Annotated in this window: 13 protein-coding genes and 2 tRNA genes; 12 read left to right on the forward strand and 3 right to left on the reverse strand. The window is 58.6% G+C overall.

The window, feature by feature from the left end:
- Positions 1-158: 158 nt before the first annotated feature.
- From HV782_RS24465 to ychF, 8 genes are all read left to right on the forward strand, one after another.
- Positions 159-1,883 (forward strand): tetratricopeptide repeat protein, encoded by a 1,725-nt coding sequence (locus HV782_RS24465; RefSeq protein WP_123463029.1) that lies wholly within the window; start codon positions 159-161, stop codon positions 1,881-1,883.
- A 3-nt stretch (positions 1,884-1,886) separates the two neighbouring features.
- Positions 1,887-2,504: a lipoprotein insertase outer membrane protein LolB gene (gene lolB, locus HV782_RS24470; RefSeq protein ID WP_128614697.1), complete on the forward strand. Its 618-nt coding sequence runs from the start codon at positions 1,887-1,889 to the stop codon at positions 2,502-2,504.
- 2 nt (positions 2,505-2,506) lie between these two features.
- A complete protein-coding gene (gene ispE, locus HV782_RS24475; RefSeq protein ID WP_123463025.1) occupies positions 2,507-3,358 on the forward strand; it encodes a 4-(cytidine 5'-diphospho)-2-C-methyl-D-erythritol kinase in 852 nt (283 codons plus the stop codon).
- A gap of 36 nt (positions 3,359-3,394) precedes the next feature.
- A tRNA-Gln gene (locus tag HV782_RS24480) sits at positions 3,395-3,469 on the forward strand.
- A 45-nt stretch (positions 3,470-3,514) separates the two neighbouring features.
- On the forward strand, positions 3,515-4,456 hold the full coding sequence (locus tag HV782_RS24485) for a ribose-phosphate pyrophosphokinase (protein WP_003171603.1): 942 nt from the start codon (positions 3,515-3,517) through the stop codon (positions 4,454-4,456).
- Between the two features lie 141 nt (positions 4,457-4,597).
- The gene (locus HV782_RS24490; RefSeq protein WP_123463023.1) at positions 4,598-5,200 is read left to right on the forward strand and encodes a 50S ribosomal protein L25/general stress protein Ctc; all 603 of its coding nucleotides are present in this window, start codon (positions 4,598-4,600) and stop codon (positions 5,198-5,200) included.
- 171 nt (positions 5,201-5,371) lie between these two features.
- Complete coding sequence (gene pth, locus HV782_RS24495) at positions 5,372-5,956, forward strand: aminoacyl-tRNA hydrolase (protein ID WP_003228164.1); 585 nt, start codon at positions 5,372-5,374, stop codon at positions 5,954-5,956.
- 22 nt (positions 5,957-5,978) lie between these two features.
- Positions 5,979-7,079, forward strand: a complete 1,101-nt coding sequence (gene ychF, locus HV782_RS24500; protein ID WP_103306068.1) for a redox-regulated ATPase YchF — start codon at positions 5,979-5,981, stop codon at positions 7,077-7,079.
- A gap of 187 nt (positions 7,080-7,266) precedes the next feature.
- On the opposite strand, the gene HV782_RS24505 is transcribed toward ychF, so the two are convergent.
- Positions 7,267-8,484 (reverse strand): MFS transporter, encoded by a 1,218-nt coding sequence (locus HV782_RS24505; protein WP_186748002.1) that lies wholly within the window; start codon positions 8,482-8,484, stop codon positions 7,267-7,269.
- 332 nt (positions 8,485-8,816) lie between these two features.
- Here HV782_RS24505 and HV782_RS24510 point away from each other — a divergent pair, with 332 nt between their 5' ends.
- A complete protein-coding gene (locus tag HV782_RS24510) occupies positions 8,817-10,874 on the forward strand; it encodes a methyl-accepting chemotaxis protein (protein WP_186748003.1) in 2,058 nt (685 codons plus the stop codon).
- Between the two features lie 115 nt (positions 10,875-10,989).
- Positions 10,990-11,066 (forward strand) — tRNA-Met (locus HV782_RS24515).
- Positions 11,067-11,134: 68 nt separating this feature from the next.
- On the opposite strand, the gene HV782_RS24520 is transcribed toward HV782_RS24515, so the two are convergent.
- Positions 11,135-11,533, reverse strand: coding sequence for a helix-turn-helix domain-containing protein (locus HV782_RS24520; protein ID WP_225931035.1), 399 nt, complete (start codon positions 11,531-11,533; stop codon positions 11,135-11,137).
- Positions 11,534-11,906: 373 nt separating this feature from the next.
- Here HV782_RS24520 and HV782_RS24525 point away from each other — a divergent pair, with 373 nt between their 5' ends.
- Both HV782_RS24525 and HV782_RS24530 read left to right on the forward strand, forming a co-directional pair.
- On the forward strand, positions 11,907-13,154 hold the full coding sequence (locus HV782_RS24525) for an S-type pyocin domain-containing protein (protein WP_186748004.1): 1,248 nt from the start codon (positions 11,907-11,909) through the stop codon (positions 13,152-13,154).
- A gap of 7 nt (positions 13,155-13,161) precedes the next feature.
- Positions 13,162-13,434, forward strand: a complete 273-nt coding sequence (locus HV782_RS24530) for a bacteriocin immunity protein (RefSeq protein ID WP_128616316.1) — start codon at positions 13,162-13,164, stop codon at positions 13,432-13,434.
- A 77-nt stretch (positions 13,435-13,511) separates the two neighbouring features.
- Here the strand turns inward: HV782_RS24530 and HV782_RS24535 are convergent, their stop codons facing one another.
- The gene (locus HV782_RS24535; RefSeq protein ID WP_186748005.1) at positions 13,512-14,624 is read right to left on the reverse strand and encodes a DUF2817 domain-containing protein; all 1,113 of its coding nucleotides are present in this window, start codon (positions 14,622-14,624) and stop codon (positions 13,512-13,514) included.
- Positions 14,625-14,836 lie beyond the last annotated feature (212 nt).

A 14,836-nucleotide genomic window follows, 5' to 3' on the forward strand; every position in this document is an offset into this window, starting at 1 on the left:
GCGATCCATTCTCGTTTATGTACACACCAACCCGGCAGCGCTGCCGAAGCCTGCACCTACATAGAGATGCGCAGATGTCTTAATTGCCTCAGCGGTTATGTTTGGCCGAAAGCTTGTGTCATGATGATCCGACCGCAGGTTAGTCGTCCTCTTCCTATATGAATAGATCTTCCGCGTTGCTCCTCGCTTTTGTCTTCCTCAGCGGCTGCCAGGCCTTGGCCCCCGTTTCGCCGGACGGCACGCCGCCGGTCGAAGGCACCACACCCGCGCCTGAAAAGCCCAAGGTTTACAGCTCGTTCAGCGAGGAAACCGTTTTCAGCCTGTTGAGCGCCGAACTCGCCGGCCAGCGCAATCGTTTCGACATTGCCCTGGACAACTACGTGACCCAGGCGATCAATACCCAGGATCCGGGTGTTTCCGAGCGCGCTTTCCGCATTGCCGAATACCTCGGCGCGGATCAACCGGCGCTGGACACCGCACTCATTTGGGCAAAAAACGCCCCGGAAGACCTCGAAGCGCAACGCGCCGCGGCCGTGCAACTGGCACGCGCCGGGCGATATGACGACTCCATGGTCTATATGGAGAAAGTCCTGCAGGGCAAGGGCGACACCCATTTCGACTTCCTCGCACTGTCGGCCGCCGACACCGATCAGGAAACACGCAACGGTCTGATGAAAAGTTTCGACCGTTTGTTGCAGCGTCACCCGAACAACAGTCAGCTGATTTTCGGCAAGGCCCTGCTCCTGCAGCAGGACGGCGACAACAAAGCGGCGCTGGCCCTGCTCGAAGACCACCCGCCGGAAGACGGCGAAATCGCGCCGATTCTGCTGCGCGCGCGCCTGCTTCAGCTGTTGAGCCGTGGCGACGAAGCCCTGCCGCTGCTGCAAAAAAGCATCAAGAAATACCCGGACGACAAGCGCCTGCGCCTGACTTACGCGCGCATGCTGGTCGAACAGGATCGAATGGACGACGCCAAGGCCGAGTTCTCCAGCCTGGTTCAGCAATACCCGGAAGACGACGAACTGCGCTATTCGCTGGCACTGGTCTGCCTGGAAGCCAAGGCCTGGGAAGAAGCCAAGGGTTATCTGGAAGACCTGATCGCCCGTGAGAGCCACGTCGATTCGGCGCACCTGAACCTCGGCCGCATCGCCGAAGAACGCAACGACCCGCAAGGCGCGCTCATCGAGTACGCCCAGGTCGGCCCGGGCAACGATTACCTGCCAGCGCAGTTGCGTCAGGCCGACATCCTGATGAACAACGGCAAGACCGCTGAAGCCCAGAGCAAACTGGCCGCCGAACGCGATGCCCAGCCTGACTATGCGATTCAGTTGTACCTGATCGAATCGGAAACCCTGTCGGCCAACAAACAGGACGACAAGGCCTGGAAAGTCTTGCAGCAAGCCCTGCAGCAGTACCCGGACGATCTGAATCTGCTGTACACCCGGGCGATGCTCGCGGAAAAACGCAACGACCTGGCACAGATGGAAAAGGACCTGCGCCTGATCATCAAGCGCGATCCGGACAACGCCATGGCGCTGAACGCTTTGGGCTACACCCTGTCTGACCGTACGACCCGCTACGCCGAAGCCAAGGCGCTGATCGAGCAGGCGCACCAGATCAACCCGGAAGATCCGGCGGTACTCGACAGCCTCGGCTGGGTGAATTTCCGCCTGGGCAACCTGGACGACGCCGAGAAATATCTGCGTCAGGCGCTGGAGCGCTTCCCTGATCACGAAGTGGCCGCTCACCTGGGCGAAGTGCTGTGGATCAAGGGCAACCAACGGGAAGCCAAACAGATCTGGGGCAAGTTCCTCAAGGATCAGCCCGACAGCACCATTCTGCGCAGTACCATCAAGCGCCTGACCGGATCCGAGACTCTCTAACTCATGTTTTTGCGCCACGTTATTGTTTTCAGCTTCATCGCCCTGCTCGCCGGTTGCGCGGGTTTCGGTGCTCGCGAATCGGTCGAGGGCCACGGCAGCCCGGCTCAATGGGCCGCGAACAAACAACAGTTGGCTGGCCTCGACGGCTGGCAGATCGACGGCAAGATCGGCATTCGCGCCCCGAAAGACTCGGGCAGCGGCACGCTGTTCTGGCTGCAACGTCAGGACTACTACGACATTCGCCTGTCCGGCCCGCTGGGTCGTGGCGCGGCCCGCCTGACCGGGCGTCCGGGCAAGGTGTCGCTGGAAGTCGCCAATCAGGGGCGTTATGACTCCGAGTCGCCGGACGCGCTGCTCGAAGAACAGCTGGGCTGGAAACTGCCGGTCTCGAATCTGGCCTGGTGGGTGCGCGGCCTGCCGGCGCCCAACAGCAAAAGCCGTCTCAATCTGGACGCTAACAGCCGCCTGGCCAATCTTGAACAGGATGGCTGGACAGTCGAATACACCGCCTACACCGAACAAAACGGTTACTGGTTGCCCGAGCGCATCAAACTGCACGGCACTGACCTGGACGTGACGCTGGTGATCAAGACCTGGCAGCCACGCAAGCTGGGGCAATAAGCATGACCGCAGCACGCCTGACCCTGCCGTCGCCGGCCAAGCTCAATCTGATGCTGCACATTCTTGGTCGTCGCGCAGATGGCTACCACGAATTGCAGACGCTGTTTCAATTTGTCGATTACGGCGATGAAATCACCTTCGCCGTGCGCGATGACGGTGTAATTCAGCTGCACACCGAATTCGCCGGCGTGCCCCACGACAGCAACCTGATCGTGCGCGCGGCAAAAATGTTGCAGCAGCAATCCGGTTGCACACTCGGCATTGATATCTGGATCGACAAGGTTCTGCCCATGGGCGGCGGCATTGGTGGCGGCAGTTCAAATGCGGCGACCACTCTGCTGGGGCTCAACCATCTCTGGCAGTTGGGCTGGGATGAAGATCGACTGGCCGCACTGGGCCTGTCGCTGGGTGCCGACGTGCCGGTTTTCGTCCGTGGCCATGCAGCGTTTGCCGAGGGTGTGGGCGAGAAACTGACCGCGGTCGATCCCGAAGAACCGTGGTATCTGGTGCTCGTGCCGCAAGTCTCTGTAAGTACGGCAGAAATTTTTTCCGATCCTTTGTTGACACGTAACACGCCGCCCATTAAAGTGCGCCCCGTTCCCGAGGGAAACAGTCGAAATGACTGCTTGCCGGTGGTTGCAAGGCGTTATCCAGAAGTGCGTAACGCGTTGGATTTGTTAGGTAAATTTACCGAAGCAAAGCTCACCGGAACTGGAAGTTGTGTGTTTGGGGGCTTCCCAAGCAAAGCTGAAGCTGATAAAGTCTCGGCCCTTCTGACAGAGACCCTTACAGGGTTTGTAGCAAAAGGCAGCAACATTTCAATGTTGCACCGCAAGCTGCAAAGTCTGCTCTAAAGGAACCAAGTGCTCGGCACTTGATGCAACAGATACAGGGGCGTCGCCAAGCGGTAAGGCAGCAGGTTTTGATCCTGCCATGCGTTGGTTCGAATCCAGCCGCCCCTGCCATTTTCTATACTCATCCAGGTTACCCTCAGCCTCTAGGTACTGCGCGTGTCCAAGATGATGGTCTTTACGGGGAATGCTAACCCCGATCTGGCTCGGCGTGTTGTACGTCAGCTGCATATCCCTCTCGGTGACATCTCTGTCGGTAAGTTTTCCGACGGCGAAATTACTGCCGAGATCAATGAAAACGTTCGCGGTAAAGACGTTTTCATTATTCAGCCGACTTGCGCCCCGACCAACGATAACCTGATGGAACTGGTAGTGATGGCTGATGCCTTCCGCCGCTCCTCAGCTACTCGTATCACTGCTGTTATTCCTTATTTTGGTTATGCCCGTCAGGATCGCCGTCCGCGTTCCGCTCGTGTGGCTATCAGCGCGAAAGTCGTCGCTGACATGCTTACCGTAGTCGGCATCGACCGTGTTCTCACGGTTGATCTGCATGCTGACCAGATTCAGGGCTTCTTCGATATTCCGGTAGATAACATCTACGGCTCCCCGGTTCTGGTGGATGACATTGAAGATCAGCGCTTCGAAAACCTGATGATCGTGTCCCCGGACATTGGTGGCGTCGTGCGTGCACGTGCCGTTGCCAAATCCCTGGGCGTGGATCTCGGGATCATCGACAAACGTCGTGAGAAAGCCAATCACTCTGAAGTGATGCATATCATCGGTGATGTCGAAGGGCGTACCTGCATTCTGGTCGATGACATGGTCGATACCGCCGGCACCCTGTGCCACGCGGCCAAGGCCCTGAAAGAGCATGGCGCAGCCAAGGTCTTTGCCTACTGCACACACCCTGTGCTGTCGGGTCGGGCCATCGAGAATATCGAAAATTCCGTGCTGGACGAGCTGGTGGTGACTAACACCATCCCGCTGTCCGCTGCAGCACAAGCCTGTGCACGTATCCGTCAACTGGATATCGCACCGGTTGTTGCCGAAGCGGTTCGCCGCATCAGCAATGAAGAATCGATCAGCGCGATGTTCCGTTAAGGGCCCTGCCCTTCTCGAAATGTCTCGTTGACGAAAAGCGCCCCGCCCCGGCATTCCTGCCGGGGCGGGGCTTTTTTGCCCATACCGTGTTTGGCGCTGGTCGCAAACGCCACTCGGTCATGGCTATTTTGGAGATACAAAATGAACGAATTTACTCTGAATGCTGAAGTGCGTTCCGACCTGGGGAAAGGTGCGAGCCGCCGCCTGCGTCGTCTCGCCGCTCTGGTTCCAGCTGTTGTTTACGGTGGCGAAAAAGCCCCTGAATCCATCAGCATGCTGGCCAAAGAAGTTGCCAAACTGCTCGAAAACGAAGCGGCTTACAGCCACATCATTGAGCTGAACGTTGGTGGCACCAAGCAAAACGTAATCATCAAAGCTCTGCAGCGTCACCCGGCCAAAGGCCACGTGATGCACGCTGACTTCGTACGCGTTGTCGCTGGCCAGAAACTGACCGCTATCGTTCCTGTGCACTTCATCAACGAAGCTGCTCCAGTGAAGAAAGGCGGCGAGATTTCGCACGTTGTTGCTGAAATCGAAGTGACCTGCCTGCCGAAAGATCTGCCTGAGTTCATCGAAGTCGACCTGGCTGACGCTGAAATCGGTTCGATCATTCACCTGTCGGACCTCAAAGCTCCTAAAGGCGTTGAGTTCGTTGCTCTGGCACACGGCGATGACAAGGCTGTTGCCAACGTCCACGCTCCACGTGTTGCTCCAGAAGCTACCGAAGAAGGCGCAGCAGAGTAATTCACTCTGTTACGCCGGAGTGAGCAAGTAACATCGCGGACTGGAACGTAGCGAGAAAGCGGGCGAGAACGCGGAGTTTACATTCATGGTAAATGAGCAATTTTCGTCCACTTTCGCCGCAGCCTCCGATTGCGGCGATGTTATCCACCACTCCAAGGAAGGGCCCCTATCGTGACTGCCATCAAACTGATCGTTGGCCTGGGAAATCCAGGCGCCGAATACGAACAGACCCGGCATAACGCAGGGGCCCTTTTTGTTGAGCGCATCGCTGCCGCGCAAGGTGTGAACCTTGTGGCCGATCGCAAGTATTTCGGCCTGACCGGGCGCTATTCGCATCAGGGTCAGGATGTTCGTCTGCTGATTCCCACCACCTACATGAACCGCAGCGGCCAGGCCGTGGCGGCACTCGCCGGTTTCTTCCGCATCAAGCCTGAAGAAATCCTGGTGGCGCATGACGAACTCGACTTGCCTCCGGGCGTCGCCAAGCTCAAACAGGGCGGCGGCCATGGCGGTCACAACGGGTTGCGCGACATCATCGCGCAACTGGGTAATCAGAATACGTTCTACCGCCTGCGGCTTGGCATCGGCCACCCGGGCGTTGCCAGTATGGTTTCAAATTTCGTCCTGGGTCGTGCGCCACGCGCCGAACAGGAAAAACTCGATGCCAGCATCGACTTTGCCCTCGGCGTGCTGCCGGATATCCTCGCCGGGGAATGGAACCGCGCGATGAAAAACCTGCACAGCCAGAAGGCCTGACTCTAATCCGAGGGGAAACACCATGGGATTCAATTGCGGCATCGTCGGCCTGCCTAACGTCGGCAAGTCCACCCTGTTCAACGCCCTGACCAAATCCGGTATCGCGGCCGAGAACTTCCCCTTCTGCACCATCGAGCCGAACAGCGGCATCGTGCCGATGCCCGATCCTCGTCTGGAAGCCCTGGCGGCCATCGTCAATCCGAAGCGCATCCTGCCGACCACCATGGAATTCGTCGACATCGCAGGCCTGGTGGCCGGCGCGTCGAAAGGTGAAGGCCTGGGCAACAAGTTCCTGGCCAACATCCGCGAAACCGACGCCATCGCTCACGTGGTGCGCTGCTTCGAAGATGACAACGTGATCCACGTGTCGAACAGCGTCGACCCGAAGCGCGACATCGAAATCATCGACCTGGAACTGATCTTCGCCGACCTCGACAGCTGCGAGAAGCAACTGCAGAAAGTCGCGCGCAACGCCAAGGGCGGTGACAAGGACGCCGTGGTTCAGAAGGCTCTGCTGGAGCAACTGATCGCACACTTCACCGAAGCCAAGCCGGCGCGCAGCCTGATGAAGAACATGAGCGCTGACGAAAAGGCCGTGATCAAAGGCTTCCACCTGCTGACCACCAAGCCGGTCATGTACATCGCCAACGTCGCTGAAGACGGTTTCGAGAACAACCCGCACCTGGACGTGGTCAAGGCCATTGCCGAGGAAGAAGGCGCGATGGTGGTTCCGGTCTGCAACAAGATCGAAGCGGAAATCGCCGAGCTCGACGACGGCGAAGAGAAGGACATGTTCCTCGAGGCCCTGGGCCTGGAAGAGCCTGGCCTGAACCGCGTGATCCGCGCCGGCTACGAAATGCTGCACCTGCAGACCTACTTCACCGCCGGTGTCGAAGAAGTCCGCGCCTGGACCGTCAAAGTCGGTGCCACCGCACCTCAGGCTGCTGGCGTGATCCACACCGACTTCGAGAAAGGCTTCATCCGCGCCGAAGTGATCGCCTACAACGACTTCATCCAGTACAAGGGCGAAGCCGGTACCAAAGAAGCCGGTAAATGGCGTCTGGAAGGCAAGGATTACATCGTTAAAGACGGTGACGTGATGCACTTCCGCTTCAACGTCTAAGCAACACCGTTCAAGAAAAAGCCGCGTTTGATACGCGGCTTTTTTGTGCCTGAAATATTCTCCGCCGCACCACCTGACAATTTGTGGGAGCGAGCTTGCTCGCGAAAGCGGAGTGTCAGCAAAGCATTCGTCGACTGACACGACGCCTTCGCGAGCAAGCTCGCTCCCACAGGGGATGTTTGTGGGATCAGGTCTTTTTGGTGCGCGGCAGGAAGATTGCCAGTACGCCAAACAACGGTAAGAACGAGCACAGGAAATACACGTACTCAATCCCGTGCACATCCGCCAGGTGCCCCAGCAACGCCGCACCAATCCCGCCAAACCCGAACATCAAACCAAAAAAGATCCCGGCGATCATCCCGACATTACCTGGCACCAACTCCTGCGCGTACACAACGATCGCCGAGAACGCCGAGGCGAGGATGAAGCCGATAATCACGCTGAGAATGGTGGTCCAGAACAGATCGACGTGAGGCATCAGCAGCGTGAACGGTGCCACGCCGAGGATCGAGAACCAGATCACCGCCTTCCGCCCGATCCTGTCGCCGATCGGCCCGCCGAAGAACGTACCCGCCGCCACCGCACCAAGAAACAGGAACAGGTGCAACTGCGAACTGGCCACCGACAGGTCGAACTTTTCGATCAGGTAAAACGTGAAGTAACTGGTCAGGCTGGCCATGTAGAAATACTTGGAGAACACCAACAGCCCCAGCACGACCAACGCACTGGTCACCCTGCCCTTCGACAGCCCATGAGTCGCCGCCTGGCCGGCCTTGAGTTTGAACAGGTTCAGGTGATGGGCGTACCAGCGACTGATGCGGTACAGCACGAACAGCGCAAATACCGCGAACAGACCGAACCACGCGACGTTGCCCTGACCGAACGGAATGATGATCGCCGCCGCCAGCAACGGGCCGAAAGCGGAACCGGCATTACCGCCCACCTGGAAAGTCGATTGCGCCAGACCAAAGCGCCCACCCGAAGCCAGTCGCGCAATCCGCGAGGCCTCGGGGTGGAAGGTCGAGGAACCGATTCCGATCAGCGCCGCCGCCAGCAGAATCAACGGGAAACTGCCGACCACCGACATCATCACGATGCCGATCAGCGTGCAGATCGAACCTGCCGGCAACAGCCACGGCTTGGGATGCCGATCGGTGTGATAACCGACCCACGGCTGCAACAGCGACGCGGTCAGTTGAAAGGTCAAGGTAATCAGGCCGACCTGAGTGAAGCTCAGACCGTAATTGGCCTTGAGCATCGGATAGATCGACGGCAACACCGACTGAATCAGGTCATTGATCAAATGCGCCAGCGCGACCGCGCCGATGATGCGCATCACTAACGGGCTGCTTTGGGGAGGAGCGGACGCTGAGGCAGCGGCGGTCTGAACGTTGCTGATAGCCATGGGAATTCCGGACAGCAGATGGGTGCACGCAGGCAAGTGCGTCAATGTGCCATTTTTCGGTGCGTGAACGCCATCCCCTTAGCCAGCTAACTAACTGACTGATCGTCGACTGCAAGGTGATAGCGCAACGCCATGGTCTGAATCTTGCCTTGCTTCTCCCCTTGAACGCGGCGCCCTTACAAAGGGCACCGACAATGGGAAGTTTCGCTACAGAGCCGGCCCACAGAGCGGGCGAGAGTGAACTTTCGAGGCCTTTTAGCAGGGCACCCCATCAACGTCGCACGACCGCGATGCACGCCGATGGTGCGTGGTGTCCAGAGGAGTCATGAGGCATGCAGGCTTTCCTTTCACCGGGGATCAAATTGCTGGGGCGGTTTGGCTTCGCAGGTAAATTCCAGTTGTTGTTTCTGCTGTTCATTCTGCCGTTGGCCGGCAGCCTGTTGATGATCGGCCAGGACTATCGCGACAAGCTCAATCTGATTTCCGGCGAACGCGCCGGCGTGCGCCAGTTGCTCGCGCTCGATGCGCTGGACAACCTGCTCGCGGCCCAACGTGACCGCGCCGCCCGCTGGCGCGCCACGGAAACCAATCGCCAACCGACGCCGGCCACCCTCGCCGCCATGGGCGCGTTCGATGCGGTACAACCGGCCGTCCTGCAAGCCACCACCGATTTGGGCACTGCACTGAAAAATGAAGGTGCCGAGGGCGAAACACTCACCCGCTATCAGGCGCTGCAAACCGCACTGAACGGGTTGGATTCGAAAAGCCTCAGCGGTGTCGGTTGGTGGCCGGACGGCTACGACCGATTTACCAACGCCCTCAGCGCGCTGCAAGCATTACGCGAGCAGATTGTCATGGATAACCGCCTGACCCTCGCGCCGTGGCTGGAAACCTATCTGCTGACGCAGGTCTCCACGCAGCACGCGCCGGATCTGATCGAGCGCGTCGGACGTCTGGCAGCGGTCGGCCAGGCCTCGGTAGTCTCCGGCCAGTTCACCCTGCAAAGCCGTTTGCAATTGCGTGACTTGCGCAGCCGCATCGGCGATGCCCGCGAGCAACTGGTCAAAACCGCCACGTTGCTCGAAGCGCGCCTGCCGAAAGATCAGCAACGCTGGGCCAGCCAATACCACGACAGCCTGAAACACCTCGACAGCGGCTTGAAGGTCCTTGATGACGGCGTGTTCGGCGGCAGCATCAACCTCAAGCCGGACGACTTCGAACGCAGCCTCGACGCCTTGCTGAGCGACCTCGCCGCCCTGCGCCAGCAATCACTGGTGGCGCTGGATCAACGGCTTGACGCCTACCACAGCTCGGCGATTCGCCAATTCATCATGGTCGCGGTGATCTTTGGCTGCCTGCTGCTCGCAGCGTTGTACCTGTTTATCTGCCTGCAAGCCTCGATCCGCCGCAGCGCCAGCGGCATCACCCTGCTCGCCGAAGCCCTGCGCGACGGCAACCTGAGCCTGCAAGTGCCCGTGGTCGGTCGCGATGAGCTGGCGGCGATCAGCACTGCGCTCAACGTGGCCGTGGTGCAGTTGCGCAGCAGCATGCTCGGTGTCGATCACGAGACCTCGCAACTGAGCAACGCGGTGCGCAGCCTCAACGAACACTCCAGCGGCGCCCTCAGCGAAGTCGAAGCGCAGCAATTGCAGATCAGCCAGATCGCCGCCGCTGCGACGCAATTGGCCGCCACCTCGCAAGGCGTGGCGCAAAGTTGCGAACAGGCCTCCGGCAGCGCTCAGCACACCCGGCGCATTGCCACCGACAGCAGCCGTGACAGCCAGCGCACCACGGCAAGCATTCAGCAACTCAATCAACGCTTGAACGACACTGCCGCGGCGCTGGGCCGGGTTAGCGAGCAAGGTCAGCAGATTCAACTGGTGGTCGACACCATTCGCGGTGTTGCCGAGCAGACCAATCTGCTCGCGCTCAACGCCGCCATCGAAGCCGCGCGTGCCGGTGAACAGGGTCGCGGGTTTGCCGTGGTCGCCGACGAAGTGCGCAGTTTGTCGCAACGCACGCAGTCGTCCACCGCACAGATCGCCGGTACCGTTGACAGCTTGCGCGCCACGGTCAATGAAGCGGTGAGTCTGATGGAAGCCGCGTGCGGGCAAGCGCAAACCGATGCCGAATCGGTCACCGGTCTGGGTGAACGTTTGGGCGAAATTGCCAGCGCTGTGCAGAGCGTCACCGATACCCTGGCGCAGATCGCTACGGCGGTTGAGGAACAGGCGAGCACCGCCGACGAGGTCAGCGCCAATATCCAGCAGGTCGATCAAGCCGCTGTGCGATTGCTCGAAGGTGCGCGGGCGGTGAATCTGGCAGCAGACACCTTGAGTCAGGGCAGCGATGCCTTGAGCGCGAATACCGCAAGATTTCAGCTGCGTTGATGCCCCGCCCGGCCCGGATTTCGCGGGCCGGAGGATAAGCGGTTGAAAATAAGAAGAAATATTTTAAATTTACGCTTGACGCTTTTCCATTTCAGGGGAATAATGCGCGCCACTTGGCTACATAGCTCAGTTGGTTAGAGCATAGCATTCATAATGCTGGGGTCCGGGGTTCAAGTCCCTGTGTAGCCACCAAGTACTAAAAACGGCTTACCGAAAGGTAGGCCGTTTTTTTATGCCTCGAGAAAAGTCTCGGTAATCGGTTACGTCAAAATACCCTTCTGTTCGTCGCTCATTTTGGTCCCTGCCTGTGCGATCAAGGCGTCGAGCATCTGCGCAATGACCTTCTGCTGGACCTTCGAAAGCTCATTGATGGACTGCAACCGTCGATACCACGTCGAGGTCAAGCTGCGCCTGGGCGTCTCCGTGTACGAGGGAACCGCGAGCAAGTCATCAACAGGCACGCGAAGCGCAAACGCCACCTTCACCAGTGTCGTGACCGGCATGCTGCGCGTGCCCTCCTCGTAACCCTGAAAGGTCTGCCGGGAAAGACCTAAAGCCCTTGCAAACCGCGTCTGTGTTATCTCGTGCACTCTGCGTAAGTGAGCAATGCGACTGCCCATCGCCACCAGAAAATCGCGATCCTCGTTGGAAATACTCATGACAATGGCCGACTGAAAATAGAGTTGAATGGCAACGGACTCATCCTTTTCATCTGAAATCCATCCTGGAAAAACAACAGAAAATATCCTCAGGTAAAGGCGCGTAAGTTGTCGACCTGAAAAATCTGTAGGAAAAATTCAGACGCGCCCTCCATCCAAAGCGAAAGACTACAAGCGCGAAACACCGCTGGTTCATCTGAATCAATCGCCAATCAACAGGCCGAGAGAGCGCTGTAGGAAACAGGTCCGATTCAGGTACGAATTGGATTTTTCGTAAAACCAAGCGCCTGAAACTTACCCCATCGGTTTGCCCGAATTCCCCATTGACCGACAAGCTTCCCTGGCTCGATTCAAAGCCATACAGGGAGTTGGCATGGCTCTATTCAAATCTCTCTTCGATGAAGATTGGCCTTGGGAACGTCCGAGATGGAACGGCTCGTGGGCCGCTTGGAATCCGCCTCCCCCTCCGGAGCCGGTGTACGTCGAAAAGGATGAATGGCCAACGCCCAAGCCCCGCGAAGATCAGGTATTCGCCAAGTCCTGCACTGTGGATAACTGGTGCCGAACGGACGCCGGTACGGCACCCGAACCCGCCAGCAACTTCGGCAAGGTCATGGTCGCCGGCGCCATGCTATTGCCCTCTGCCAGCACCGCTGTCGCGACAGCGATAGGCGCCGATCTGGCCTTGGGGCGTTTGGCGGGCGGCGGGATTCTGCAACAGCGCCTCAACTGGGCAATTCGCGGCGCCGGTGGGCCGGCCAGCGTGTTCGTCCTCGGGATGCTGCCGACCCGCATGGGTGACGGCACGCTGCATACCGATGAACAACTGCGCCGCATGAGCCGCGCCGCCACTCGTGTGCGCTTCCAGTTTCGGCGTGATGCCGAAGGGGTCATGCAGGTTTACGGCATCCACTCCGGCGCTTCGGGCGATGACTCGGTGCGTACCGTAAAAGTCGAGTGGAACAGCGACAAGACTGCGATGGAGGCCAAGCTCAACGGCATCACGATTTTGTGGACGCCGCAACGCGGGCCACTCGGTTCAATGCCGCCGCTGGTTTATCCAGAACACGGCGAGCAACTGAACACGATCCTTGTTCATCCGATTCCCGAGAACACTGATACCCAGATAGAAGGCCTGCCCGGCGAGGACATTACTGCCGAGGATTGTATTCTGGTGTTCCCGGCGGACACTGGTTTGAAGTCACTGTATGTGGTGTTTTCGAGGCCGGCCAGACTGACGCCGGGTACAGTGACGGGGGTTGGCGAGGATGTTTCGGGGATATGGCTCATCGAAGCAAGCTCTGGGGTAGGAGTTTCAATTCCGACGGACGTGGCAGACTCACTGCGTGGACGAGACTTCAAAAGCTTCGACTCGTTCAGAGCAGCCCTTTGGAAAGCCGTTTCGGAGTCAGCCGTGGTGGATCAGTTCATCAAACAGAACGCTGGCCGTATGCGTAAAGGCAAAGCACCACGTGTGCGCAAAGCCGATAGCGTCGGAGGTAGAAGATCTTACGAACTTCATCACCTCGAAAAAATATCAGAGGGCGGCGGCGTTTACGACGTAGATAATCTGCGAGTGAACACGCCGCGAAACCACATCGATATCCACCGGAACGAATAGGTTAGCCATGACAGACAAGTTATTGAAAAACAGCATTTCGGAGTACACCGAGGCCGAGTTCATCGCGCTGCTGGAAGAACTCGCTAAAGAAGATGAAGAAGCCGAAAGCGATGATCGCGCTGACTTGCTGCTGTTGCACTTCGAGAAAATCAGCGAACACCCAGCTGGGTCGGATCTGATCTATTACCCGAAGCCTGGTGCGGATAGCTCCCCTCAGGGCGTAACGAAAATTGTAAAAGAATGGCGAGCAGCGCAGGGTTTGCCGGGCTTCAAGCAGTAAGTGCTTTTAAATATCTCGAGACCACACCGAACTTGTGGCAAGGGGATAAACCTCCCCACCACAAGGCTATGCCTGATCTACTCAGGCTTCTCTGCCGAAAGGGCTGCCAAACCCTTCACCCAGATCTGCCGAGTGCGCAAACCGACCATTGCGCGCCAATCCGGATCCGCCGGATAAAACTGCTCGAGCAGATTCAACTTGATCCCCCTCCCCGTCGCATCCAGCGGATCACCATGCAAATGCAGCCAATGGTCATCGCGCAGATGCCGATGCACATCCGGCCCCGGATACGTCCCGCACTCGATCACGAACGGCATCAACTGCACGTCCGGTAAAGCATTAAGCAACGCCTGCGAGGTGTACCCGGTAGCCGTCGCTGCGACGCCGGTTTCGCTCAAGGTGTCGGCGCCGGTGTGCAGGGTGTAAAGCCATGGACCGTAGATCGACTGGGCTTGCGCGAGTGCCGGGTACGGCGCCTGGGTGATGGTCAGCAACATCGGATGACCGTACTCACCGGCGCCGGTGTGCAGGTCGAAACACATCACGGTTTCCGCACCCGCCAGATGCGTTTCGATGATTTGGTGCAACGTGCGATTCGACCAGCTCGGCGCGCGGCCGCCGTAGAACAGGCCATCGGGATGGCTGTGCTGACCGCCCTCGACAATCGACATCACCGCCGGCCAGCCGTGTTCTTTGATCTGCGCATCGAGCATGGCATCGGCGCGTTGGCGCTCGGGGCCATTCAAATCGGTACAGGCGTAGATTTCATGCAGAGCGGCGTAAGCGCGGTTATCTGGAAGAGGCCCGGTGAAATCGAGGTGATTACGGTTGAGGTCGATGTTGTCTTCGTTGACCCGCCGCAGCCACGCGGTGCCCCACGGGTTGATCAAGTGCACCATGACCACCGCGACATCCTTGGGCAGCGAGCCCGACACGAAGGCCTTCAACCATTCGATCTGACAATCCGAGCCGTAATAGCCCTCGACCCCGTGCGTGCCGCTGAGCGCTACCAGCCGACGTTTGGCCTGCGGATCGCCGAGCACGGCGACGTCGGTGCTCAGGGGCTCGCCAAAGGGGCCACAACGCGGATGCGCATAGGTAGTGAGCGCAGCCCCTGCGGAGGTGGCAGCAGCCATAAACTGTTCGCGTTGATTGCGGTAACTGGATTCGGTGGGGAACTCGCTGTGCATATCGGTCTCTTGTTGATCTTGTAATTGTGGGAGCGAGCTTGCTCGCGAAAGCGGTTGTACATTCAACATTTCTGCCGACTGACACTGCGCATTCGCGGGCAAGCTCGCTCCCACAGGTGCTCAGTGCAGCTCAACGGATTTGCGGTTGACCCTAGCGAACATCCACCCCGAAAAGAAAGACAAAAATGCCCACCGGTTTGCGTCGCGACCGA

The sequence above is a fragment of the Pseudomonas monsensis genome (assembly GCF_014268495.2).
Classification (GTDB): domain Bacteria; phylum Pseudomonadota; class Gammaproteobacteria; order Pseudomonadales; family Pseudomonadaceae; genus Aquipseudomonas; species Aquipseudomonas monsensis.

What these genes read in the sequence shown, in the direction of transcription:
- lolB (WP_128614697.1), top strand. Translation starts at nt 1,887, where the DNA reads ATGTTTTTGCGCCACGTTATTGTTTTCAGCTTCATCGCCCTGCTCGCC.
- HV782_RS24505 (WP_186748002.1), bottom strand. Translation starts at nt 8,484, where the DNA reads ATGGCTATCAGCAACGTTCAGACCGCCGCTGCCTCAGCGTCCGCTCCT.
- HV782_RS24525 (WP_186748004.1), top strand. Translation starts at nt 11,907, where the DNA reads ATGGCTCTATTCAAATCTCTCTTCGATGAAGATTGGCCTTGGGAACGT.
- HV782_RS24465 (WP_123463029.1), top strand. Translation starts at nt 159, where the DNA reads ATGAATAGATCTTCCGCGTTGCTCCTCGCTTTTGTCTTCCTCAGCGGC.
- HV782_RS24530 (WP_128616316.1), top strand. Translation starts at nt 13,162, where the DNA reads ATGACAGACAAGTTATTGAAAAACAGCATTTCGGAGTACACCGAGGCC.
- HV782_RS24535 (WP_186748005.1), bottom strand. Translation starts at nt 14,624, where the DNA reads ATGCACAGCGAGTTCCCCACCGAATCCAGTTACCGCAATCAACGCGAA.
- HV782_RS24510 (WP_186748003.1), top strand. Translation starts at nt 8,817, where the DNA reads ATGCAGGCTTTCCTTTCACCGGGGATCAAATTGCTGGGGCGGTTTGGC.
- ispE (WP_123463025.1), top strand. Translation starts at nt 2,507, where the DNA reads ATGACCGCAGCACGCCTGACCCTGCCGTCGCCGGCCAAGCTCAATCTG.
- HV782_RS24490 (WP_123463023.1), top strand. Translation starts at nt 4,598, where the DNA reads ATGAACGAATTTACTCTGAATGCTGAAGTGCGTTCCGACCTGGGGAAA.
- ychF (WP_103306068.1), top strand. Translation starts at nt 5,979, where the DNA reads ATGGGATTCAATTGCGGCATCGTCGGCCTGCCTAACGTCGGCAAGTCC.
- HV782_RS24520 (WP_225931035.1), bottom strand. Translation starts at nt 11,533, where the DNA reads ATGAGTATTTCCAACGAGGATCGCGATTTTCTGGTGGCGATGGGCAGT.